This window comes from Halorubrum luteum (assembly GCF_054652935.1).
In genome coordinates, this window is the sequence record NZ_BAAIGT010000002.1 from 1870311 (window position 1) to 1893604 (window position 23294).

23 protein-coding genes, 1 tRNA gene and 1 pseudogene are annotated in these 23294 nt (G+C 64.9%); 7 read left to right on the plus strand and 18 right to left on the minus strand.

All coding sequences use genetic code 11. The features are described 5' to 3' along the window. Positions 1–12 precede the first annotated feature (12 nt). From ACYQ0R_RS09235 to ACYQ0R_RS09250, 4 genes are all read right to left on the minus strand, one after another. Positions 13–1944 carry an aldehyde ferredoxin oxidoreductase family protein gene (locus ACYQ0R_RS09235; protein WP_459822731.1) on the minus strand — a complete coding sequence of 644 codons (1932 nt, stop codon included), beginning with the start codon at positions 1942–1944 and terminating at the stop codon, positions 13–15. A 118-nt stretch (positions 1945–2062) separates the two neighbouring features. Then, positions 2063–2695, minus strand: coding sequence for a DUF2238 domain-containing protein (locus ACYQ0R_RS09240; RefSeq protein WP_459822734.1), 633 nt, complete (start codon positions 2693–2695; stop codon positions 2063–2065). Continuing rightward, a complete protein-coding gene (locus tag ACYQ0R_RS09245) occupies positions 2692–3417 on the minus strand; it encodes a hypothetical protein (RefSeq protein WP_459822736.1) in 726 nt (241 codons plus the stop codon). The genes ACYQ0R_RS09240 and ACYQ0R_RS09245 overlap by 4 nt, the downstream gene beginning before the upstream one ends. Positions 3418–3497: 80 nt before the next feature. Next, positions 3498–4100 (minus strand): metal-dependent hydrolase, encoded by a 603-nt coding sequence (locus ACYQ0R_RS09250; RefSeq protein ID WP_459822739.1) that lies wholly within the window; start codon positions 4098–4100, stop codon positions 3498–3500. A gap of 120 nt (positions 4101–4220) precedes the next feature. Here ACYQ0R_RS09250 and ACYQ0R_RS09255 point away from each other — a divergent pair, with 120 nt between their 5' ends. Continuing rightward, positions 4221–4610 (plus strand): VanZ family protein, encoded by a 390-nt coding sequence (locus ACYQ0R_RS09255; protein ID WP_459822742.1) that lies wholly within the window; start codon positions 4221–4223, stop codon positions 4608–4610. Here the strand turns inward: ACYQ0R_RS09255 and ACYQ0R_RS09260 are convergent. The 7 genes from ACYQ0R_RS09260 to ACYQ0R_RS09290 are packed head-to-tail and all read right to left on the minus strand — an operon-like array spanning position 4600 to position 13065. Beyond that, on the minus strand, positions 4600–5430 hold the full coding sequence (locus ACYQ0R_RS09260; RefSeq protein WP_459822745.1) for a DUF7289 family protein: 831 nt from the start codon (positions 5428–5430) through the stop codon (positions 4600–4602). The genes ACYQ0R_RS09255 and ACYQ0R_RS09260 overlap by 11 nt on opposite strands. Continuing rightward, positions 5427–5909 (minus strand): DUF7266 family protein, encoded by a 483-nt coding sequence (locus ACYQ0R_RS09265; RefSeq protein ID WP_459822748.1) that lies wholly within the window; start codon positions 5907–5909, stop codon positions 5427–5429. The genes ACYQ0R_RS09260 and ACYQ0R_RS09265 overlap by 4 nt, the downstream gene beginning before the upstream one ends. Continuing rightward, complete coding sequence (locus ACYQ0R_RS09270; protein WP_459822750.1) at positions 5902–6960, minus strand: DUF7261 family protein; 1059 nt, start codon at positions 6958–6960, stop codon at positions 5902–5904. The genes ACYQ0R_RS09265 and ACYQ0R_RS09270 overlap by 8 nt, the downstream gene beginning before the upstream one ends. Next, positions 6948–7574, minus strand: coding sequence for a DUF7288 family protein (locus ACYQ0R_RS09275; RefSeq protein ID WP_459822753.1), 627 nt, complete (start codon positions 7572–7574; stop codon positions 6948–6950). The genes ACYQ0R_RS09270 and ACYQ0R_RS09275 overlap by 13 nt, the downstream gene beginning before the upstream one ends. A 1-nt stretch (position 7575) precedes the next feature. Further along, positions 7576–8124, minus strand: coding sequence for a DUF7287 family protein (locus ACYQ0R_RS09280; RefSeq protein WP_459822756.1), 549 nt, complete (start codon positions 8122–8124; stop codon positions 7576–7578). Next, positions 8114–10147 carry a type II secretion system F family protein gene (locus tag ACYQ0R_RS09285; protein WP_459822759.1) on the minus strand — a complete coding sequence of 678 codons (2034 nt, stop codon included), beginning with the start codon at positions 10145–10147 and terminating at the stop codon, positions 8114–8116. The genes ACYQ0R_RS09280 and ACYQ0R_RS09285 overlap by 11 nt, the downstream gene beginning before the upstream one ends. Positions 10148–10173: 26 nt before the next feature. Beyond that, positions 10174–13065, minus strand: a complete 2892-nt coding sequence (locus tag ACYQ0R_RS09290; RefSeq protein WP_459822762.1) for a type II/IV secretion system ATPase subunit — start codon at positions 13063–13065, stop codon at positions 10174–10176. Between the two features lie 162 nt (positions 13066–13227). Here ACYQ0R_RS09290 and ACYQ0R_RS09295 point away from each other — a divergent pair, with 162 nt between their 5' ends. After that, the gene (locus ACYQ0R_RS09295; protein ID WP_459822765.1) at positions 13228–13899 is read left to right on the plus strand and encodes a DUF1405 domain-containing protein; all 672 of its coding nucleotides are present in this window, start codon (positions 13228–13230) and stop codon (positions 13897–13899) included. A gap of 101 nt (positions 13900–14000) precedes the next feature. On the opposite strand, the gene ACYQ0R_RS09300 is transcribed toward ACYQ0R_RS09295, so the two are convergent. After that, positions 14001–14073, minus strand: a tRNA-Arg gene (locus ACYQ0R_RS09300). A 100-nt stretch (positions 14074–14173) separates the two neighbouring features. Continuing rightward, positions 14174–14449: a Sec-independent protein translocase subunit TatA/TatB gene (locus tag ACYQ0R_RS09305; protein ID WP_459822768.1), complete on the minus strand. Its 276-nt coding sequence runs from the start codon at positions 14447–14449 to the stop codon at positions 14174–14176. Between the two features lie 192 nt (positions 14450–14641). Between ACYQ0R_RS09305 and ACYQ0R_RS09310 the strand changes: the two genes are divergently transcribed. Further along, entirely contained in the window at positions 14642–15139 is a 498-nt protein-coding gene (locus ACYQ0R_RS09310) for a redoxin domain-containing protein (RefSeq protein ID WP_459822771.1), read from the plus strand. Between the two features lie 498 nt (positions 15140–15637). Here ACYQ0R_RS09310 and ACYQ0R_RS09315 read toward each other — a convergent pair whose 3' ends face one another. Together ACYQ0R_RS09315 and ACYQ0R_RS09320 are read right to left on the minus strand one after the other, a co-directional pair. Next, a complete protein-coding gene (locus ACYQ0R_RS09315; protein ID WP_459822774.1) occupies positions 15638–16786 on the minus strand; it encodes a mandelate racemase/muconate lactonizing enzyme family protein in 1149 nt (382 codons plus the stop codon). 3 nt (positions 16787–16789) lie between these two features. Then, positions 16790–17719 (minus strand): 1,4-dihydroxy-2-naphthoate polyprenyltransferase, encoded by a 930-nt coding sequence (locus ACYQ0R_RS09320; protein ID WP_459822775.1) that lies wholly within the window; start codon positions 17717–17719, stop codon positions 16790–16792. A gap of 130 nt (positions 17720–17849) precedes the next feature. Here ACYQ0R_RS09320 and ACYQ0R_RS09325 point away from each other — a divergent pair. Together ACYQ0R_RS09325 and ACYQ0R_RS09330 are read left to right on the plus strand one after the other, a co-directional pair. Beyond that, positions 17850–18599, plus strand: a pseudogene (locus tag ACYQ0R_RS09325) (ornithine cyclodeaminase family domain); the annotation flags it as partial. A gap of 87 nt (positions 18600–18686) precedes the next feature. Continuing rightward, positions 18687–19202, plus strand: coding sequence for a GNAT family N-acetyltransferase (locus ACYQ0R_RS09330; RefSeq protein WP_459822778.1), 516 nt, complete (start codon positions 18687–18689; stop codon positions 19200–19202). Between the two features lie 57 nt (positions 19203–19259). Here the strand turns inward: ACYQ0R_RS09330 and ACYQ0R_RS09335 are convergent, their stop codons facing one another. Then, on the minus strand, positions 19260–19919 hold the full coding sequence (locus ACYQ0R_RS09335; RefSeq protein ID WP_459822781.1) for an alpha/beta hydrolase: 660 nt from the start codon (positions 19917–19919) through the stop codon (positions 19260–19262). 167 nt (positions 19920–20086) lie between these two features. Here ACYQ0R_RS09335 and ACYQ0R_RS09340 point away from each other — a divergent pair, with 167 nt between their 5' ends. Beyond that, complete coding sequence (locus tag ACYQ0R_RS09340) at positions 20087–21265, plus strand: KaiC domain-containing protein (protein WP_459822784.1); 1179 nt, start codon at positions 20087–20089, stop codon at positions 21263–21265. On the opposite strand, the gene ACYQ0R_RS09345 is transcribed toward ACYQ0R_RS09340, so the two are convergent. Continuing rightward, positions 21266–21796: a redoxin domain-containing protein gene (locus ACYQ0R_RS09345; protein WP_459822787.1), complete on the minus strand. Its 531-nt coding sequence runs from the start codon at positions 21794–21796 to the stop codon at positions 21266–21268. It lies immediately after the preceding gene. Positions 21797–22042: 246 nt separating this feature from the next. On the opposite strand from ACYQ0R_RS09345, the gene ACYQ0R_RS09350 reads away from it, so the two are divergent. Next, complete coding sequence (locus ACYQ0R_RS09350; protein ID WP_459822789.1) at positions 22043–22588, plus strand: DedA family protein; 546 nt, start codon at positions 22043–22045, stop codon at positions 22586–22588. Positions 22589–22684: 96 nt separating this feature from the next. On the opposite strand, the gene ACYQ0R_RS09355 is transcribed toward ACYQ0R_RS09350, so the two are convergent. Continuing rightward, positions 22685–23263 carry a cysteine hydrolase family protein gene (locus ACYQ0R_RS09355; protein WP_459822792.1) on the minus strand — a complete coding sequence of 193 codons (579 nt, stop codon included), beginning with the start codon at positions 23261–23263 and terminating at the stop codon, positions 22685–22687. Positions 23264–23294 lie beyond the last annotated feature (31 nt).

The window sequence follows — 23294 nt, forward strand, 5'->3', positions numbered from 1 at the left end:
CGGAGTCGCCGGTCAGTCGTCCGCGGGGGCCGCGGAGTCGCCGGTGGAGACGCCCGTGCCGGGACCGATGTCGATGCCGAGCGCTTCGAGCTTCTCGTCCGGAACGACGCCGTCGACCCAGCCACGGTGGTCGTAGTACTCTGCTTTCATCGGATCGAGCTCACACAGCTCACCCTCGCTGCCGCCCTGACCCGGGATGGCGTCCGGGTGGCCGTCGAGGAACCGGTTCGGGAGCGTGTCGTCCTCCCCGTCGAACCCGGCGAGGTTGTTGTAGTACCGCTCGAGGTTGTAGATCCGCTCGCCAGCCTCGAACAGCTCGTCTTCCGTGACGTCGCGGCCGGTCATCCCGTTGTACTGGAGCACGTACTCCTCGATCCCTTCCGCGAACGCGTTGAACTTGCAGATGTCGAACGAGTCGGAGATCGCGTGGAGGTCCTGGAAGGTGGCGGTAAGCTCACCCTTCCCCTCCCACTCGTACGGGTCGACCTTCTCGGGGATGCCGAGGATCTCCGCCGCCGGCGTGTAGCCGCGCAGGTGGCACGCGCCGCGGTTCGAGGTGGCGTACGCGATTCCCATTCCCTTCATGCATCGCGGGTCGTACGCGGGGATCGTCATCCCCTTGACGGCCAGCGAGTTATCGTGGGCATCGAGCTCCTCGGCGACGTGGTCGGCACCCTCGGCGAGGAGGTCGCCAAGATCGCTGGACCGCCGTCCGATCTCGAAGATGAGGTCGATCATCCGCTCGGAGTCGCCCCAGTCGACCGTTTCGACGTCGTCGAGCTTGCCGTCCTCGCTCATCTCCATCGCCATCGCCATCATGTTGCCCGTCTCGATGCTGTCGATCCCCATCTTGTTGCACCGATCCATCATGACGGCGAGCTCGTCGCGGTCGTCGTTCGCCGAGTTCGGCCCGAGCGCGAACGCCGGCTCGTACTCGAACGACTCCATCCGGACGTTCATATCCTCGCCTTTGTGGTTCACCTGCACCTCCACTTCCTTCTTGCAGGCGACCGGACAGGAGTGACACGTCGGGTCGTCGACGAGGATGTTCTCCTCGACGTTCTCGCCGGAGACGCGTTCGGCGTCGACGTCGACGCCCTCGGTGTCGCTGTACGCCGTCGTCGAGGTGTATTTCGCGTTCTTCGTCGGGAGGCCATCCATCTCGTTGACAGCGTTCATCAGGACGTTCGTCCCGTACACCGAGAGTCCTCCCTCGTTCGGTCCGGTGACGTCGGACTCCTGAATCACCTCCATCGCCTGCTGATACCCCTCCTGGAACGTTTCGGGGTCGGCGGGCTTCGGCATCCGCGTCCCGGCTTTCACCACGACCGCCTTCACGTTTTTCGAGCCCATGACACAGCCGGTGCCGCTACGCCCGGACGATCGGTCGTCCTCGTTCATCACGTTGGCGAACTTCACGCCGTTCTCCCCGGCGGGGCCGATCGCCATCACGGAGACGTTCTTGCCGACGGAGCCGTCGACCTCCTCGCCGATGGCGTCGATCGTTTCGTGGACGTCCTTCCCCCAGAGGTGGGAGGCCTCACGGATCTCGACGTCACCGTCCTCGACGTACAGATACACCGGCTCGTCACTTTTGCCGTCCATCAGGACGCCGTCGACGCCGGCCCATTTCAGCCGCGCACCGGACCAGCCGCCGTGGTGAGAGTCGGTAACCGTCCCGGTGAGCGGGGATTTCGTTACGACGGCTATCCGTCCGCTCATCACGGTCTGGGTTCCCGTGAGCGGCCCCGTCATGAACGCCAGCCGGTTCTCCGGACCCATCGGGTCGACGTCCGGCCCCGCTTCGAACACGTATTTGACGCCGAGTCCGCGCGCGCCGATGTACTTCTCGGCGTCCTCGTCGTCGATCCCGTGGTAGTTCACCGCCCCATCGGTGAGATCGACCTGTGCCACTCGGTCCCTGTATCCACCTAAGTCGGTCATGTAATGCTCACGTATTATAATGGTACTACAGGGTGTTAGCTGTTCACGTTGGTGTGAAACCACTTTTAGTTACATCATACTGGAGAGCTCCGGATGTGCAACGGGGTGACGGTGCGTTTCAGGAATCGCGCCCGAGTAGCTCCTCGGTGATCGACTCCGCAACCCCCGAGAGGTGGACCTGTCCGAACGTTGCGACGGCGACCGCGCCGAGCGTGTTGAACATCATATCACGGACCGTGTCGTCGAGACCGTGCTGTGCGAGCGGCATCGCGATCCCAGTCTCGTCGGCGAGGACGTCGAGCCCGAACTCGAACAGCTCCCAGATCACGCCGAACGCCATCACGACGATGAGGATGAACACGAACGCGAACTTTGTGGGAAGATGGATCTCGTCGTGATGGATGTCGACGGCGCGCGCGAACGTGTACCCGATCCCCGCAACGACCGAGGCGGACATCGCGTGGGTGAGATGGTCCCACCAGCCGATCGCGGCGTACAGCCCCGCAGAGCCCATCGTATGTAAAAACACCGCGAGCGTGATCCAGAGGCCGAGCCACGGATCGAGCGGGATCTCGTAGTTGCGCTCGAACACCGCTGGCGCGAACGTGATCAGAAGCGCGAGCGTCCCGTTCGTGATCGCTTTCGGCTCCCCGAAGGCGACCCCGTACGCGACGATCCCCGCGAGAGCGACCTGCATCCCCCGCGTGAGCCGCCGCTGGTTGCGGACCGACGGGCGCGGCAGGAGCGTCATCGAAACACCACCTGCCGAAGGTGGCGACGGAGGCGACGGCCGCGGCGTTTGAAGTACGCGTTAAACAGGAGCCCGGCGGCGAGCCCGGCGAGGGTAACGTAGCCGAACTCGACCATCAGTGCGGCGTTTGCGGCGTCCTGGGACTGGCCGGGTTCGATGAGGAACGTCGTTCCGAACACCCGGTCGGCGTTCCAGCGAACGATCGACCACGCCGCGACGGACGCCAGCGTCGTGAGCATCACGAAAAACACCGCGAACCAGTGCGTGAGCCTCAGCTCGGTCATCATGTGAAGCTCGACGGTGAGGATCAGCGCCAGTCCCGCGACCGAGAGATAGTACCCGAACGTGCCGATCTCGCCGCCGAATAGCGCACGCACGAGTATCGGGAGCAGTGCCACCACGAGCAGCTCCCACGGGAGCATCATCCGCCAGTCGCGTCGCACGACGGGCGGCGTCAACACCAGCACTCCGGCACAGACGACGAACAGCGTCCACAGCCAGTCGGCGTCGAGCACGCTCTCGACGAACACGCCGGCGAGCAGGAGAACGAGCGCCCACGAGACGAACGCGTTGTACCGGCCGCTGCGGAACAGCCGCGCGAGCACGTCTTCTGACTGGTCGGTGTCCGCCACGTGAGTGGATTCGTGCTCCCGCCCGACGTCGCGATCACCATCGGAGACGGCCCCCGATTCAGCATCGCTGTCCGCCGTTCCGTCGTCCATCGTTATCGGTCACTGGCTGCCGGCCTTCATAAAACCTCAGACGTGCACCGAGGCGTACCGAACCCCGGCTTCGAACCGAGTCACGGTCGGTATCGTTCGGGGACGTACTGGGCGAGCCGTGCTGGCACGAGACCGAACACGACCGGGGCGATCGCGGCGAGCCGCCGCCGAAGAAGCACATACGTCACACCGACTACGAGACAGGCGACGACGACGAGCCGGAACGGTCCGTCGAGTACGACTAACAGTGGAAGCGCGAGCACCGTGAGCAGCAACAGATCGCCGGGCGACCCGTCGTACTCGATCCACCGCTTCGGCCGCCGCCATCGTCCGTGGACGTGGTCGTAGACGGCTCTCTGCGAGGTTCCTTCCCACGGACGCAGCTCAAGCCCACCTCCGTACCGGTCCATGCGACAGTGGGCGGCCGCACCGAGAAGGAACGCGGCGACCCCCGCGGCGAGCGCCGTTCCGAGGAGAAACGCGACGACGGCGGCGACACCCGCAAGGATCGGATACACGGTCGGATAGTGTAGCGTCCGGCGGTGACCGGCGTACAGGTCGAGGTCTGGGAAGACGCTCCCGAGGAGAGAGCCGGTGAGTACGGCCGTCGCGAGATCCGGAGCGACGATCGCAAGCGGCGCTGCGAGCGCCAGCCCGACCGCGGCGTGCGTCGGTAACATCATCTCGGATCCACCTTCGGTTTTCGTACACGCCGGGGACGTTTATCCGTCTCGGCTCGACAGTCCGTTCGGACGCCGGGTTCGATCGGGGCAACTAATTGCCGACCGGACGTATCCGACGCCGTGACGACGCCTTCCGGCGACACAACTATCGAACCACCTGGTTTCGACCACTTGCGACCGGCCATCGCGTTCGGCGTCGTCGTTCTCGTTGTCTCCGTCGTCCCGGTTCCCGGCGCCGCCTCCGAACCGTCTGCGGCGGCCGGCCTCGGTGTGACTGCCGTGTTTCACGTCGTCGGATACGCGATCCTCGCCGCCTTGCTCACGCGCGGGACCAGTCCCTCGCTCGTCGGACTCGTGGTGGCAGCCGGCGTCGCAACCGCGTTCGGGTTCGGCATCGAACTCCTGCAAGCCCCGATCCCGTGGCGGTCGTTCGCGTGGCTCGACGTGCTGCTCAACGCGATCGGAGCGGTCTTCGGTGTCACGGCCGTCGCCGTCGAACTCAATCGCTGAACTCGATGTCGATCGTCGTCCGGTGGATCAGGAACTCGTCGCCGTCCTCGAGCTCGAAGTCGACCGTCACGTCGCCGTCGCCGTCGGGATCCAGGTTGACTTCGTCGTCTGCCGCCGCAAGCCGTTCGTAGTGCCGCTCCCACCCGTCCGCGCGTGGCGAGTCGATCTCGAGTGTTACGTTTTTATTCTCGGGTGTTACGTTTTCATTCGGCTCCCTGTCGGGTTCGACGAGTTCGCGGCTGACTGTCGAGCCGACGACGAGCGTCGTTCGATCGCCAGCGACGGCCTGTGGTTGGCCGGTCGTGCGGACCAGCGAGTACATGACCGTCCGGTCTCCGGGGTCGCCGTTGATGACCAGATCGGGGTCGTTCAGGGGAACTGCGACGTCGCCGCTGGACCGGAACACCGCGCCGTTCTCGTAGACGATCTCCGTGTCGCCGCTCCCGCGATACACGATCGGTCGCGTTCGCTCCACGACCGTGACGTTGCCCTCCGCGTCGATTATTCGTATCGTGGTTCGCTCCGCGAGCGCGAGCTCACCGCCGGCGATCCGTATCTCCGTCGCACGACTCGGGACGCCCTCCCGGGAGACGTCCCGAAGGTTGTCGTGGAGCACGTCGAACGCGCGTTCGACGTTGGCGTCTCGCTCGGCGACCTGTGCGTCCTCGAGCCCGCCGAGACCAACGGTGAAAGTTACCGCGATCGTCGTCGTGATCAACGCGAACACGAGCACGAACCCCACCGTCTCGCTGACCGCGCGGTCGTCGCTCGCGACGGTCGCTCCGCCGTCGGCGGACTCGTAGTCTGGGCCGACGGTCATGACCGTATCACCACCGCCCCGTCGTCCCACTCGATCGTGACGTCGCCGCCCTCGACGGTCGTCTCATCGACGGGCTCCGCCGCGCGAACCGGGATCTCGACGACGACGTCGACGCGGTCGCTCTCCAGCCTGAGGAGGTGGGCGCCGTCCGCACCACCGTCCGGCACGAGCGAGACCGTGTACTCGACGCCCGACACCCGGGTCGGTAACTCGGCGCGGCGCTCGACCGTCAGCTCAGACGGGTTCTCGGAGGCGTTCGCGAGGCGGTCGACGGTCATCAGGTCGGCGGCGACGCGCTCGCCGACAACCGTTAGCTCGCCCTCGATAGCCGCCTCGCGTTCGCTCTGGACGAAGGAGCCGCCGGCGACGAACAGCCCGGTCAAAAGCAGCGACGCGATTGCGAGGTTGAGCACGTAGCCGACGGTCACCGAGACGGCACGGTCCTGATCGACTCCGCCGTGGAGGTTGCGCTCAGTCATCGCGTTCACCCGGGGCGACCCGAACCCGATCCTCGTAGCGGAGGTCGGGCGTGTGGTGGCCGACCGTCAGCCGCGTGTCGTAGACGGCCTCGACGGCGTACAGGGAGTCGTCAGGGGCGTCGTGGAGCGGCTCGGCGGGTGACGCCGTAGCGACACCGTCTGGCGCGTCGACGACGAACGCGTAGCTTCCCTCGACCGTGTCGCCGTTGGCGTATCTGATATCGTATTCGGTCCGGTCGTTGGTCTCGGACCCGTCGTCCTCCACCCCGTCGGCCCAGACGAGCGCTTCCCACTGCTCTCCGTCGACCGAGCCGTTCGTGAGGTCGATCCGAGCCGTTCGGTCGTCGACGACGCTCTCCGAGTCGCCGACGCCGTCGTCGACGCGGACCACCGCATCGTCGCTCCCGTCGACGCGATACACGTACAGCGTCCACTCGTCGCTGCCGTCTGCGGCCTCGACGGTTACTCGGAACGCGTCGCTCTCGACGACCGTGTCGTTCTCGACCGTTCCGGCGTCAGGAACGGTGACGTCGAGAACGTACGAACGGGTCCGCGTCGCACCCTCTACCAACGGCCACTCCTCGTCCCCGGTGGCACCCGTCTCGTCCATGTACGCGTCCGACGGGATCAACGGTCGCGATTCAGCGTCTTGTGCGACGTACGCCCCCGATGTCGTCTCGCTTTCGATCCGAGCGACGATTCCGTCGTGACGGCGATGGTCCCGGACTGTCGTGGCGTACGCGGACAGATCGGACTCGAACGCTGCCGTGTCGGACGTCGACCAGTCGGTCCGGTCGAGCAGTTCGCCGACGTCCGCAGCGGTCCCCTCGCGGAACTCGGCTGCTTCCGCCCCGCCAGCGTCGACGCCGCGCGTCGCGAGGTTCTCCGTATAGATCACCGTATTTAACAGCAGGACGACGGCGACGAGCAGCACCGCGAGCGTGAGCCCGGTGATCAGAATGAGCTGTGCGCGGTCCGTGCGGTGGTTGTGATCATCGTCGTCGTCGCGGCTCCCGCTGTCGCTTCCGTTCCACGGACTCATATCTGCCATGCGGTGATTTGCACCTCCACGACCGTGTACAGGATGTCACCGTCTTCCCCGCCGGCGGACGCGAAGTAGTCGTGATCGGCGGTGTCGCCGAGCGTCGGACCGGTGAACGCGCCGTCGCCTGCCTCCTCACTCTCCCAGAGCCGATCGTCGGTATATAAGGGGAGTCGGACGGAGGCAGTGGCCGCGTTGTCGCTCGGCTCGCCCATGTCGACCACGCGCTGTCGTTCCCTGTCGCCGCCCTCGAGAGCGTACACGTCGACGTTGAACGCGACGCGTCTCGCGTCGAACGCCTCGTCAAAGGGAGCGTGCAGCGGATGCGTCTCGTTCACCATACTCGTGTAGTAGCCGGGGTCACCCGACTCGACGAACTCGCCGTCCTCCCAGTACAGCAGCCCGCGTTTGAGGTCTCCACGCTCCTTCGTCGTTGCGAGGACGTCGGCCGCGCCGACCGCCTCCTGGTTCTCGATGTGCTGGTTCGAAGTGCTCGCCGACAGCGGGGTCACCGCGGTCGCCTGCGTCGCGAAGATCAGCCCGGCGACGAGCAGCAGCGCGGCGACGAACGCCTCGAGGGTGTGCGCCTGTCCGCGGTCGTCCGGGAACTGTTCGACGAACATCTCACCACACCCGCAGGGTGAGCCGGTACGTTTCCCCGTCGATAGCGACGATCCGGCTGCCCGTCGAGACGCTCGCGCCGGGCGGTGGCGCGTCGCCACCGGCCAGTGGAACCGGTTCGCCACCGTCTCCGTCGAGCGACGCGACGTCCCCGCGTTGCGAGACGGTGACGTTGAGCCCGAGGTAGCCGGCGACGCCGAGCTCCGCGTTCAGATCGCTTTCGTCGTGGACCCAGCCGCAGTCCTCGTCGACGGTGGCCGGGTCGGCACCGTCGAAGAACCCGACAGTACACGCCGCGGAGAGCACGCCGGGAGCTGAGCCCGCCGACAGCGACGTCTCGGTCAGGTGTGCCGCGCCGCGTTCGGCGACGATCACTCGCGCGCCCTCGCCCGCGGAGAACGGTTCCAGAAGCGATGGGACGAACGCGAAGGTAAAGCCAACGGCGAGCAGGAACACGGACATCCCGACGGCGAAGTCGAGCACCGTCTGACCCCGGTCGATCCGGGTTGGGCCCGCCCGCCACGTCTCGGGGAGCAGGCGGTCACCCGACATAGATCCACACCCCCAGCGCGAGCGTCATCAGCGACACCGCGAACTTGACGCCCGAGATGATGTCCGCGTTCCGAATGTACCCCGCGATGAACCCCGATAGGATCGCTTGGATCGTGACGGCGTGGAAAAACAGCATGGAGAGGATGTCCGGGTCGACCCCGCCACCACCGAACGAGGCGTCGGCTGCACCGCCGCCGTCGCCGCCCTGCTCGACGAGATCCGCCATCACGTCGATGAACTGCGTCTGGAGGATCGCCATCACGCCGAGCAGGGTGACGTACGTCATCATGATGATCGCCACCTGCATCCGGGTGCGGGACCGGCGCTCGCGCTCGATGTCGTCCTGGTTTTCCGACGCCTGTGCCGCCGTCGTCAACACGTCCGTGATCTGTGAGGACGCCTCCTGTGCCTCCGAGATGAGCTTCACCGTTCGTGCGAGCCGCGGCACCGCGTACGCGTTGTTGAACTCGACCATCGCCTCGCGAAGGCTCATCCCGTAGTTCACCTTCGCATGCATCACCTCGAACTCCTCGGCGAGTTTGCCCGAGGAGGTGCTCGCGACCGTCTCCAGCGACTCGAGAAGCGTCTGTCCGGTGTCGTTCGCCGAGGAGAGCTTCCGGAGGTTCTCCGAGAGTTTTCCGGTGATCGCTCGCCGGGATCGCTCGTTCCACTCGTGGAAGATCGCGAGCGGGATCAACACGAGGTACAGCGGGAGATACACCCAGATGAACGCCGACCACACCGGCCGGCTCACCCACCCATCGACGCTCACGGGCGCGCTCCCGCCGACCGCAGCGACGCCGACAAGTACGAGCGCGGTCGGCACCGTCAACGCGAGCGAGTACAGCGGGTTCTCCTTGAAAAAGTGGTGTGGGGCCGCGAGCAGCCGTTTCGTTTTGTGCGTTCCCTCGCGACCCTTCACCCGATCGAACACGTCGAACTCGCCGACGTAGCTCTCGACGAGTCCGAGGTGGACGAGACTCTCGCGCTCGGTCTCTCTGAGCCGATCGTTCCCCCCGTTCGGTCGGAGATACCCGTCCCCGAGTTCGTCCTGTTTCACCGTCGACACCAACACGAGGAAGCCGAGCCCGGTCAACGGGATGAGCACGTACACGGTCGCGTACAGGAGGAACTCGTCGGACTCCCCGAGCATCCCCATGATGACGAGGATGATGATGAGAAGCAGCGGAAAAAGCGACAGGGTCATGTACATCTCGCCAAACAGCTCCAGCGTCTCCAGCGTCGTCTCCTGTTCCTGTTTCGAGGTTCGGAGGTGTTTCTCCTTTTTATCCGCAAGGAACGCTTCCATATCACCGCCGGAGTTGACGATCGACAGCATATCCGCCAGAAACTGCGACAGCTCGTCGGACGGCGTCTCCAGCGACTGCTGTCGGATCGCGTTCCGATAGTCGGTCCCGAAGTACTCCGTCTCGTTGATGATGCTTTGAAACTCGCGGGACACCTCCCCGTACGTGTCCTCGGCGTCCGCCATCGCCCGTAGAATTTCGAGCTGATTCAGCCCGCCGACCGAGAGCGCGTACATGAAGGAGACGGAGTCGGCGAGCAGAATATTGATCTCCCGCTTCCGAGTCGACGCCCGGGAGTACGGGAGCGCGACCAGCCCGCCGAACCCGAGCAGAAACCCGACCGTACCGAAGAACAGCCCGCTTACTAACACCGCGACGGGTACGACGAGCGACCTGAGCACCGCCGTGACGGATGGGCTCGGCGACGGCATTCCGAGCGACAGCGTCTCCGGATCCACGAGTCCAATCGCGAAGACGCCGTAGCCGATCAGAGTTCCGACGATCCAAAGCGTCACTCCGACAAGCAGTCCGACGCCGAGCGACCGCGAGACGTACATCTCGACCGGGTCCGGCATACGTGCCTCCGCCAGCTTGGTCTCTACGTCAGCGACGAAGTCGCCCGCCGGATCGAACGCTACCCGGAACACGGGGTAGAACAGCTGGCCGAGGAGGTCGTCCGACACCTCCTCGCCACGACGCCCGAGATCGGTGCTCATTCGCACCACCGGATCGATCGCACGGATCAGTCCTCCTCCATGGGTCGTTCCGTCTTGTCGGCTGCCGACGGCTCGGGGTCGGTTGCCGACGGCTCGGGGTCGGTTGCCGACTGCTCGGGCCCATCGTGTTTCGGTAGTTCGGGGTCTGCGTCCACCTGTGTCTCGCTACCGTCATCGTCACGTGTCTTATCCTCGCTCTTCTCACTCGTGGAAAGACCGACCGGACCCATCACGTCGACACCGTCATCGAACGGTTTCCCGAAGTTGATTCCGTTTGAAGACGCCGACGTTGCATCCTCACTCTCTTTACTGTCTTCCTCGTCATCTTCGTCGTGTCGTTTCTTGTCGTGTTCCTCGTCGCGTCCGCCCTCGGACTCCGGAGTGGATTGTGGATACGTGTCGATCTGCTCGTCTCCGGCGCGTCGACCTTCGACCGTTGATTCGGCCTCCCGGGCGTTCGCGGCGAGGGTTTCACGTTCCGTACCGGGTTGTGCGCTCACGTCGGTGGCCGGCTCGGTCTCCAGTAAGGCGTCGGCGACGGAGTCCGGGGTCTCGCCTCGATAGGTATCAAACAGCGCCGTCGCGTCGCGGAGGATCGACGCCGCCTCCTCGCGCCCCGCCTCGTCGGGGTCGGGTCGCGGCACCATCGCCTCGGTCTCCGGGTCGACGTCGATCAGGACGGACTCCATCTCCCGAAGATCCTCCAACGATCGCTCGAGCTGATCCGTCGCCATCAACGCGAGGACCGTCTCCGGGTCGTTGATGAACGCCTGGAACGTCGCCGCCACCTCCGCGTACGTGTTCAGCCCGCGGTCAATCAGGTACGCTAACACGACTCGGCGCTTTCGGAGCTCCTCGTCGAGCGTTGCCCGACTCCAGCCGCGGTCGAACATGATCTCCTCTAAGGTGTTCGAGTTGCCCATCTGGAGGAACTCGTCGGTCTCCGCCTGCCACTGGTACACGTCCTGGACGTTGATCTCGTCGTTTTCGGCGTCGTAGTGGTTGATCTCCGTGAGCGACTTGTTCCGGCGAACCTTCTTCCCTTGCACCCGCGTCGACGACTGCACGGAGACGAGATCCAGCGCCGTGAACATCGTCTTCGAGACGTTGATCGGGTCGGTCGTGAACCGCTTGAGCACCTCGCCGACCGAGTCCGCGTGAAACGTCGTGTACGTCGTGTGACCCGTGGACATCACCTGGAACGCGGTTCGACCCTCCTCGCCGCGGATCTCGCCCATCACGATGTAGTCGGGACGCTGCCGAAGCGCCGCCTCGAGCAGGTCGAACTCGTCGACATCACCCTTGTCGTCGTCGGAGAACGACGGCCGAGTGACGGACGCGATCCAGTTTCGTTGCGGGAGCTCGACCTCCCGTGTATCCTCGATCGAGACGATCTTTGCGTTCGACGGAATGAAAAGCGAGACCGCGTTCAGACTCGTCGTCTTTCCGGATGCGGTGCCGCCGGCAAAAAGCAGGCTCTTGTGATTCTCGATACAGAGCCACAGGAACGCCATCTGGTCGAGCGAGAACGTCTTCCAGTTTATCAGGTCGATCGGCGTGAAGGGGACGTCGTTGAACTGCCGGATCGTGTAGTTCGTGCCGTGATCGGACACCTCACTGCCGAGCGTGAGCTGGGCACGAGAGCCGTCCGGCAGCGTCGCGTCGACCTGCGGACGACGCTTGGAGATCCCCTTTCCCGAGCGCTGAGCGAGCTTGACGACGAAATCGTCGAGCTCGTCGGTGCCGTGTGAGACGTTCGTGATGATCTGCTCGTAGCCGGTTTGGTAGACGAAGACGGGTGAGTCGTACCCGTCACAGGAGATATCCTCCACGTTGATGTCGTGTTTGATCGGGTCGATCCGCTCGTAACCGATGAAATCACGCCGGAGGTAGTACAGCAGCTTCTCCACCTGGTATGCGGTCAGCGTCTCCCGATTCTCGGCAAGCACTGCGGGCTCCGGACGCACCGCACTCCCGGCGAGTCCCTCCCCCGACGATGATGACGGCGAGTATCCCAGTTTCTGCAGGATACGCCCCACGCTCCCGCGTTCGGGATCGACATCGAACCGATCGATCCGGTCGTCGAGCTCCCGCAACCACTCGGCGATCTCACCGAGAAACCCGCCCGCCTCACCGTCGCCGTCGACGAGATCGTATCGGTCGAGGAGGGTTCGCGTCTCCTCGACGATAACTTCCTCCCGGAACGCCTCGTCCCCGCCGGCGATCGACTCGTCGGCGTACTTGATCGAGGTACGGAGCTTGCCGGTGAGAAACTCCTGTAACTCCGCTTCGATCCCCGTCAGGTGCGGCTGGACCGCGTAGTACTTCTTCTCGTTCTCCTTCGTCGAGTGGAACACGACGATGAACGCGTACGGCTCGTTTACCCAGTACCGCTCCTCCTCCCGGAAATGCGTCTTCTTCCCCATCGGCACCGCCTTCTCGAGGTCGTACCGTGTCACGAGCGTCGAACGCCCGTCGTCGGTCGTGAAGAACTCGGTTTCGTCCAGATCAGGATCGACAGTAACCGTCCGCCGGTCGATGATATCTGACAGCACCGCCGTACCGTCCGCACCGCCCGCGAGCAGGGTTTCGGTTCGGCTCGGGTCGAATCCGAGCGCCTCCGTTTTATTTACGTCGGTGAACGACAGCGGGTTCCCCTCGTCGTCGGTCGGTCGATTTCCCTCCTCGTCGCGGAAGAACTCGTTCTCGTACTCCGTCCAGGTGTAGTCGCCCTTTCGAACCGGCACCGCCGCGAGGTCCTGCTGGGTTTCACACCGCTTGCGGAGCTCCTCGCCAGTCCGGGCGGCCCTCCGGACGTGGTCCACGAGCGACTCCGCGTTCACCGATACCTTCGCATCGGACGCCGATTCCTCGGAGCCCCCGTTCACGGGAGCACCGTCGGCGTCCTCGAGTACCATATCCGGACCCACTGCCGGGGCGTTGAAAAAGGTTCCTCGCAGATCATCCAGCTTGATAATTAGACGGTGGTCACTGCACCCGATCGCATCGTGTATCTCATGTGTCTCATACATTTCATCATGACGAGATGCTTATGATGGCCGAGAGCTGAATGGAGAGACGTGCCCTCGCTCGGTCGCTTGCGAAGTCGCCGTGTCCGACGACGGGTTCGTGACGCGGTCGCCGCGGAGCTGCTCGGGCGTCCGAGGAGTCTCGCGGCCGTGTTGTTTTTCACGTCGTTCATGTTCTTCGTCGGGGTCGCATACTACCGACCGACCGCCGGCGACGTACCGATCCCGTTGTGGCCGCTGTACGCGGATTCGGCGGTTGCGGTCGCGCTCGGCACGCTGTCGCTTCTCACGCTCGTTCCGACGGTCCTCGACGGTGGTGATGTAGGGGACGCTCCGATGACCCGACCACTCGCGTATCTCCACACGGTGGCGTTCGTCTGGCTGGTCCAGTTCGGGCTCTGGCCGCTCGTCTCGTTGAACCTCGCGTTCGAGGCGTATCTCGCCGCCCCCGACGCGTGGATCTACTACTGGGGCGTGATCGGGACCCATCTACCGTTCGCGGGGCTCGCGTTGCTGTTCCCGACGTTCGGCCGCACGACTCGTGGCGCGCTGATACTGGCGTTCGTACTCGTCACCTGTAACCTCATCGTCGACTACGGGCTCGGCTACCATCCGCCGCTGCTGTACGAGCCGGGGATCGGACTCGCCGCCTTGACGCTCGGTCTCGGCCTGTTCGCCGTCTGGCTCGCGAGTCGGTCGTTCGACCGGTTGGAGCGAGACTGACCGGTCGTGCTTGGTCCAACCTGAACGAAAGCGCAGAAGGGGTGCGGCGAGGTCCTCGCGAGCGAAGGTCAGCCGTGCCCGTGGGCGAACGGGGTGAACGACGGGCGCGGCGGGATTCGAACCCGCGATCGAGAGGTTAGGAACCTCTCGCCCTGTCCGCTAGGCCACGCGCCCACATCGAGAAACGAGTGTACAGATCAGGTGAGGTCCGGTCGGACGGGATCGAACTCGACAACCCGAGATCCTGTCGGGGTGCCCGTCTCAGGGAGCCGCGTTACGCGGTCTCTTCGTCCGTCTCGAGCTCCTCGTCTTCCTCGTCGAATGCGGCGTCAGTCGTGGTCTCCTCGTCGGTATCTTCACCTTCCTGCATCTGTTTCAGCTCGTCTTCGACCTCCTCGCGGCCCTTCTTGAACTCGCCCATCGCCTGTCCGGTCGACCGTGCGAGCTTCGGAATCTTGTTCGCGCCGAACAACAACACCAGCACGAGCAGGATGATGAGGAGCTCGGGGCCGGCCGGAATGCCGCCGATCAGTGGAATCGCGCTTGCCATCTCTACCCGGTCGTAACCCTGTGGCGACTATAGTCTTTTTGCCTCAGTGCAGCCGGTCGAATCCACGATAGGCCATCTCAGCCCCCGAAGCGCGTCGAAATCGCGCCGCACGTCGTGAACGCATCGTTCAGTCCGTCGTCAGCGGCCGCCTCTCGGCGAAACGGTGATACGTTACCGGTCCGACCGTCTCGTATGGTCGACATCGGGGACGACGCTCCCGACTTCACAGCCTCGCTTGCGGACGGTGGGATCGAACCGTTCCGTCTCTCCGACCAGCTCGGGGACGGCGTCGTCGTGCTCGCCTTCTTTCCGGCCGCGTTCTCGAACACCTGCACCGACGAGATGTGTGCGTTGCGGGACGGCCTCGATCGATTCGAGTCGGTCGGTGGAACCGTGTACGGCGTCAGCACCGACCTGCCACACGCCCTGCGGGCGTACCGACGCGAGTACGATCTTCCGTTCGGGCTCATCGCCGACCCGGACCACGAGGCGATCGAGGCGTACGACGTCGTCGAGAGCTTCGCGCAGTACGGCGTCGAGACGGTCGCCCGCCGTGCCGTGTTCGTGATCGACCACGACGGGGTCGTCACGTATCGGTGGCTTGCCGAACACCCCGGCAAGGAGCCGGAGTACGATGCCGTTGCCGAGGCTGTCGCCGCGGCGACGAACACGGCACAGGATGTCGATTGACTTCCTCTCCGCCCTAACGGGCGAAGATTCCTCCGTGGGTAATCCCTGTTGGATTCCCCCGGCTGTGAACGTGCGGGTTCGCTGACGTACCCTCGTCCCTCGTGTTGAGAGTGTGACATTTTGGGTCGTCGTATCCGATCGGTGTTACCCTCACCGTGGTTGAGTGAGTGGCATTCACGGGCGTCCAGCACCGTGAGCAGCGGGCCGGGCCATCGGCCTGACTCTCCGTTGCAGCCACCGTGAGAGAGTCGGTTGATGACATGCCAACCGCTGCTGGTTGGGCTGTGAAGGTGTGTGAGTGGTGAGACGCACTCGTGGCCATCTTGAGCGTGAGCACGTTCCCCGCAGCAGCATGTCGCATGTCTGCCATTTCATAGTATCTCGCATAAAATAACCGTTGAGATTACAGACTGTCTGTGTCGCGTGGTTTGTAGCATATCATGTCGGCTTCATCCTCGCGCTGAACACAGGGTTTCGCATTGAAATTCAGTAACACCGCTACGACTCTCGTCCGTTTGCTGCGTCGTTCGACTCGACGTCGAGTGCGTCGTCGAATCGACCGCCAGCGAGTCCGGGACCCTCGGGAACCTCGATCGTGCCGTCCTCGACGGGTGATGGGTCCGGAGCGAGATCCTCCGCGAGAAGCGATCCAGTTGCCAGTCCGCACGCTCCGACATCGGGAACGGCGGCCGCGATGTGGACCGCGCCGACTCGCGCGACCACGCCGTCGATCGTCGTCGTGATCACCGGGTCGACGCCGGCCTCCCGGGCCCGGCAGGCCGCGGCGAGCGTCTCCATCGGACCGCCGAGCGCCATCGGCTTCAACACCACGACGTCGGCCGCCTCGGCCGCGAGCACGTCCGAAACTGCGACCGTCGAAAGCGATTCGTCCACGGCGATCGGAACGCGACACTCCTCGCGGAGTCGAGCGAGACCGTCGAGATCGGCCGCCGGGAGCGGCTGCTCGACGTACGCGAGGTCGACGCGTCGCAGGCGGTTGAGTGCCCGACGCGCCGTCTTCCGACTCCACGCGCCGTTGGCATCGGCGCGGAGTTCGACTGCTGGACCGACTGCTCGTCGGACCGCCCGCAGCCGCTCGATGTCGTCGTCGATCGGCCGCGCGCCGACCTTTAGTTTGAGACACGAGTAGCCGTCGTCGACGGCGCGTTCGGCCGTCTCGACGGCCGTCGCGACGTCACCGTCGCCGATAGTCGCGTTCACCGGAACGGACGTCGAGGGTGCCGGGAGTCCGGCGCGGTCGGCGAGTCGCTCCGCCAGCGGAACGTTTCGATCTCTGGCGTCGGCGTCCGCGAGCGCGAGCGCGACGCCGTGTCTCGCGGCGGGCGTCTCTTCGGGATCGAGCGTGGCGAGAGCCGTGATTCCGTCGTGTCCGCTTCCGCCGTCCTTGATCCCGTCGACCGCATTCCCGTGACTCTTGACCGGTCCGATCTCTCGGAGTGCCTGCTCACAGTCCGCTGCGGATTCGGTCCAGCCCGGTATCGGCGTCGCCTCGCCAACCCCCGAGCTCGTCACCCCGGTGTCGACATCGGGGTCGAGGCCGACGAGGAACCCCTCGCGGTCGAGCAGCTCGGCACGAGCAGTGTTTAGCGGGCTCGACAGTCGAAGCGAGAAGGGCTCGATCCGCATGGGTCAGACGGCGAGTCCGGCGGCGAAAAGCGCCGCGTACGCGGCGAGCAGTTTGCCGGTCGATTCGAGTGCGGGATTCAACGCCGCGCCGGACGTCTCCGTGAGCACGGTTCGTGTCACCGTCGCGGCGAGCGGCAGCGTAAGCAGGGGTAACAGGACGGCGGCTCCGTACCCCGACCACAGGAACCACAGCGGGGTGAGGTACGCTACCGTGAGCAGAAGGAAGAACTGGAGTCTGGAAAACCGGTAGCCGAACCGAACGGCGAGGGTTCGCTTGCCCGTCTCGGCGTCCTCCTCGCGGTCACGAACGTTGTTCACGACGAGGATGTTCGTCGACAACGCCGCGATAGGAAGGCTGGCGACGACCACCGCGAGCGGCACCGTTCCTTCCGGGATCCAGAGCGGGAAGTGGCCTCCCACGAGCGCAGCCGCCTGTACGTAGTACGTTCCCGTGACGGCGATCACGCCGAAGAAGACGAACACGAACAGATCGCCGAGCCCGTGGTAGCCAAGCGGGTACGGACCGCCGGTGTACGCGATCCCGGCGGCGACGGAGGCGAGGCCGATGACGATGATCGGGACGCCACCGACGGCGACGAGATACGTGCCGACGAGTATCGCGGCCGCGAACGTGAGCCACATCGCCCGTTTTACTTCGTGGGGATCGATGATGCCGCTGGCGACGACACGGGTAAACCCCTCACGGTCGTCGGTGTCCGCGCCCCGAATCGCGTCGTAGTAGTCGTTCGCGAAGTTGGTCCCGATCTGGATCAGTGCGGCCCCAACGAGCGCGGCGAGTGCGGGCAGCGGCGCGAACACGCCCGCATCGGCGGCGAGGCCGACCCCGACGATCACCGGGGCGGCGGCGGCCGGAAGCGTCTGCGGACGGGCAGCCATCAGCCACGCCCGGCGACGCGACACCTCGGTACTCATTACTCCCCGTAGGGTCGTCGCGTCCCTTAACGTTACCATCGCGGGCGATAGTGCAATAAACCCCTTGTCATGGTGGGTATCGAAAAACCCACAGGGAAACGCGTTTCCTCCCGGGCCGTGACGGACTGCTATGGGCCGCTCTCGCATCGTCGAACTCGAGGGGCATATCATCGACAGCGGGACGATACAGCGCGCGTTCGGGGCGGTGATGGATCTGGGCGGCTCCTTCGAAGTCGAGCAGTTCGATGTCGGGAAACACAAAGGAGAGGAGTCGTACTGCCGAATGACCGTCTCGGCGGATGACGAGAAGACGCTGCAGGCGATCCTTCACGAGCTGCACCAGAACGGAGCCGTCCTGGAGGATCCCTCGGACGTCACGCTCGTCGCCGCACCGGAGGATACGGTCGTGCCGCCCGGCTTCTACTCGACGACCAACCATCCGACGGAGATCCGATACGATGGCGAGTGGATCGAGGTCGAACGGATCGAGATGGACTGTGCGCTCGTCGTCGAGCCGGACGGTGAGTCCTCACAAGGGTCGGACGGCGACCCGCTGGCGTACACGAAGGTGCTCGACGCCATCGAGGAGGGTGATCTCGTCGCCACTGACGAGTCGGGGATCCGCGTTCACCCCCCGGAACGACCCAGAAGCGGCGGCGGAGCGTTCGGGTTCATGCAGGGTGGGGTCTCCGCTGAGCGACCGTCGGAGTCGACGATTCGGGAAGTCGCGGCCGAGCTTCGCGAGGTGAAAGCCCGCGGTGGCACCGTGATGGTCGTCCCCGGGCCGGCCGTCGTCCACTCCGGTGCGGGCGACGCGCTCGCCGACCTCGTCGCAGCCGGCTACGTCGATTCGCTTTCGGCGGGAAACGGGTTCGCGACATTTCCGCCGCACTGAAGCGCGGGGAAGCGCGGGGTTTTCTCCTCGATGCTCCGTAACCAATACATGCTGACCACTCAGACGACCTCCATGGAGCTTCGACCATATGATCCCGAAACCGACCGGTCAGGTCTGTACGAGTGTAAGCTGGCGTTCGAGCGCGGGATCGGCGTCGACACCGGCGGTGCCGAAAAGGCGAAGCAGTACGAGGAAAAGCTCACGGAGAGGTATCGCGAGAAGTGGCTCTCGTGGGTCGAGCGTTGTGTCGACGACGATCCTCGCTGTGTCACCGTCGCCGTCGCGGAGCCGGAGGCCGAAAGCGACGCTTCGACTGTCGTCGGATACGTGTTCTGTCTCCCGGAGCGGCTCGCGTTTATCTGGGACGCTGCGGTGATAAACGAGCTGTACGTCGCGCCGGAGTACCGCGGAACGGGCGTGGCGGACGATCTGATGGGCGCGGCTCTCGATCTCGCCGCCGATCAGGATCTCCCGCTCGATCGGCTCGTCTTTGATGTCGACCGAGCGAACGAGCGTGCACGAGCGTTCTACGATCGGTACGGCTTCGACCACTGGGGTGAGATAATCGCGCGACCATTGGAGGAGTGACCCGACGACCGACATCCCCGTCGAGAGTGACTCGACGACCGACGTCGCCGTCGATCGTCAGTTCGCGCGGGAAAGCACGGGAACAAGAAAGTCGGTGACGTCCGCCGCGACCGTCTCAGTCCTGCCGACGAAGAAGTGGTCGCTTTCGATCGCTACGGTCTCGATGCCGAGCGTCTCCGCGCGCTCGACGACCGGCCGCCACTCGGCGGTGGTGTCCCGTGTCGCGTACACGATCCGAGCCGGAAGCCCGGTGTCGGCGATGGTCGATAGCGACTCGACAGCGTCGACGTCCGGATTGAGCTCAGCGGTCGGGGCGAGCGCGCAGACGCCCGCCAGCTCCGGGCGAGTGGCCGCCGTCACAAGCGCCACGCAGCCGCCGAAGGAAAATCCGAACAGCCCGACGCGGTCGTATCGGTCGAGCGCCCACCTGACGGCGTTGTCCGCATCGGTCGTCTCACCGTACCCCTCGTCCCACGCGCCGTAATCGAATCGAAGACAGTCGATGCCGGCGGCCGAAAGCGCGTCGCTGACGGCCGTCAGTCGCTCGTCACCACGGTGACCCCCGTGTTGTGGATGCGGCGGGCACGCGACGACGACCGTGTTCGCGCCGGGATCGTCAGCCGGAGTAGGCGCGTCCGAAGCCTCGTCTCCCGTATCCGCGCCGTCGAGCGACGCGCGAACGTCGCGTCCGCCCGGAATGGGCACGCGTTCACTCACCGTGAGGCAGTTGATTCCGCATCGACAAAGGCGTTCGGCCCCCGTCACGGCCCATCTCGATGGACCTCCCTCACGGTGGTCCGGTCGTGCCGAGCGACCCCGGAAAGCTTCAAGCCGGCGGCAGCCGTTGTACGTGCCATGGCGACCTTCACAGGTCGACGAACGTCATGAGCGACGGGGACGATTGGTTCGAGCGGAAGCTTCGCGAACTCGAGGAGTCGGAACAGCACGGGGAGTCCGAGGAGTCAGAACAGCACGGGGAGTCCGAGGAGTCAGAACAGCACGGGGAGTCCGAGGAGTCAGAACAGCACGGGGAGTCCGAGGAGGCTCCCGAAGCGAAATCGGATCCGGAGACGGGGGTCGAGGTCGATCCTGAGGCAGCGCCGGAGCCGGGAGCGTCCGAGGCTGAACGGTCACCGAGCGGTGAGTTCGACTCCGTGAGTACGGGTAACGACTCGGACATCGATGCTTCCCCGGACGCAGCTGGGTCCGCGGGTATGGATGATCGCGACGATCCGTTCGGCGGAGGCGGCGGTGACGATCCGTTCGGCGGAGGCGAAACCGATGCCTTCGGATTCGCCGACTTCAGCAGTTCGGATGAGGAGTCACCCGAGTTCGATGGCGAAGAGGAAGTGGAGTTCGACTCCGATATCGAGCGCGTCAGCGTCGGTATCGACGGACTCGATGAGCTGATTCTCGGAGGGGTCCCACGGACGGCGTTGATGTCAGTGATCGGTTCGGCGGGGACCGGAAAGACGACGTTCGCGCTCCAGTTTCTGAATGACGCGATCGAAAACGGCGAGGCGGGCGTGTACCTCACCTTGGAGGAGAGCCGCGAGTCGATCCTCTCGACCGCCGAGGAGAAGGGCTGGCCGTTCCGCGAGTACGCCGACGAGGGGCGACTCGCGGTCATCGCGATCGATCCGATCGATATGGCGAACTCGCTGGCATCGATCCGAAACGACCTTCCACGTCTCGTCGCTGCGTTTGAGGCCGACAGACTCGTTCTCGACTCCGTCTCGCTCCTCGAGATGATGTATGACCATCCGGCGAAGCGTCGGTCGGAGGTGTTCGAGTTCACTCGGGCGTTAAAAGAGGCGGGCGTGACGACGCTTCTGACCTCGGAGGCGAGCGACGACAACCCGTACACTTCGCGGTACGGAATCGTCGAGTACCTCACGGACGCCGTCTTCGTCCTCCAGTACGTCCGTTCCTCGAACTATCAGGAAACCCGGCTCGCCGTCGAGATACAGAAGATCCGCGATGCGAACCATTCGCGGGAGACGAAGCCGTACGAGATCACGAACGAGGGGATCTCGGTGTACCGACAGGCGAACATCTTCTGATCAGCCGAGCGTTCGGTCGTACGCTACTCGTGGCGTGTCGACGTCGACGCCGAGTTCACGCAGCGGTTCGGTCGCCGCTTCGACGGGGGCCGGCTCCGCCCGGTCGAGGGCGTCGGCGGTGGCCTCCGCGAACCGAACGGTCCAGTCGTCGTCGATGACGACGGTCGCGCGACGCGAGATCTCGGAATGACCCTCCCACGACTCCGCCAGCAAGTCGTACGATTCGGCGACGCCGCCGTGAAAGTCCGAGACGATCGGAAACGGCAGGTCGAACCGATCGGCGTACGCGAATCCCGAAAACAGCGAGTCACCAGTGACAGCGACGACGGCGAGATCACGTGTATCGTGCCAGCCCGCGTCCCGGAGCGCGACGAACGCGGCTGTACAGCTCGGAACGAACGTTGCCGGCGCGAACGAGAGCACGACCGCGCGGTGGTTCTCCACGAGTCGATACAGCTCCAGTTCGACGCCCGTTCCCTCGGAGACGGCCGGCGCGATGAAGTCGGGAGCCTTGACGCCGACATCGATCATACGCTCACTCACTCCGTGGTGCACTTAAACTATCCCGCTCAGGACGACGGATGCGTCGATCCAAAACTTCCCAGTGGTGGTCCACGCCCGCGCAGCCGTGATCCACAATCCGCACGGTCACAAACCCGCATCCTTCGCTCCGATCGTGACCTGCATCCCCCACCGTGAGGGTCCATCCCATCGACCACGTGGGACACTGTCACCCACCCTACAAGAGCTTTAAGCGATGACGACGTAACTCGGAGCGTGACGGACGTGTTGTTGACGACTGCGTTCGACCTCGTCGCCACCTACGGGGTCGTCGTTCTCCTCCTCGTTTTCGTGCTGGAGGGTGCGCTAGTCGGGAAGTTGATCCCGACTCGGACGCTGTTCATCGCTGCCGTGTTTGCAGTCGGCTCCGATGCGTTCGCGTTTCTCCCGGTGGCGGCGGCCGCGGTCATCGGCGCGACGATCGGTCAGCTCCTCCTGTTCGTCTCGGTTCGCCACTACGACGTGGATCCCACCGCGATGGACGCAGTTCCGGTCACCGACGATCGACTCGACGGCGCGGACCGCTGGTTCGATCGGTGGGGACTGCCCGCGGTCGCCGTGACGAACGCGATCCCCGGGGCTCGAGGCTGGCTCGCGCTCCCGACGGCAACGTCTTCGGTGTCGGCGCCGCAGTTCGCGCTCGCCTCGCTCGCCGGCTCGGCGACGTACACCACCGCGCTCGTCGTGGTCGCCATCGGGCTCGAACGCGGGGTCCGACAGCTCTCGGGGCCCGTGGGCGATGCGGTGCTCGTCGTCGCGTAGTCGCGCGGCGCTGGGTCGCTCGCGCGGGCAGTTCGTACCTTCCGCTCGCGCAGTTCGAACTCTGCTCGCGGATCGTTCGCGCACGCCACCCACCCCCTACGACTGGGCGAACGAGACGTCCGCAAGCGTCGTCGTCTCGCCGAACAGCCAGTCGGCGTGCTCGACGGCATACGACTTATGATCGTCGGTGATGTATCCGAGCGCGTCCTCGACGACGACCGGGCGGTAATCACGGAGGCCGGCGCTTCCGGCCGTGTGCAGCACGCAGACGTTCGCGAGCGTGCCACAGATCAGCAGATCGTTCACGCCGCGAGCGTCCAGATACCCCTCCAGATCGGTTCGGTAGAAGGCGTCGTACGTGTGTTTCTCCACGACGTGGTCGTCGTCACGAACGTCCAGCTCCGCGACGAGCTCGGCGTCCCATGACCCCTCGACGACGTGCTCGCCCCACCGGTCGAACTCGTCGTAGTAGTGAGTGTCCTCGAACTGCTCAGGCGGATGAACGTCCCGCGTGTATACGATTTGAGCGCCCGCCTCACGGGCGCGGTCGACGAGCTCGGTGACGGAATCGATCGCGGCCTCGCTCGGCTCCGCGTAGAGACTCCCGTCGGGATGGCAGAACCCGTTCTGCATGTCCACGACGATCACTGCGGTGTCGCTCGAGTGGTACGTCATGCATGGGCGTTCGTCCTCCGGCCTCAAAAAG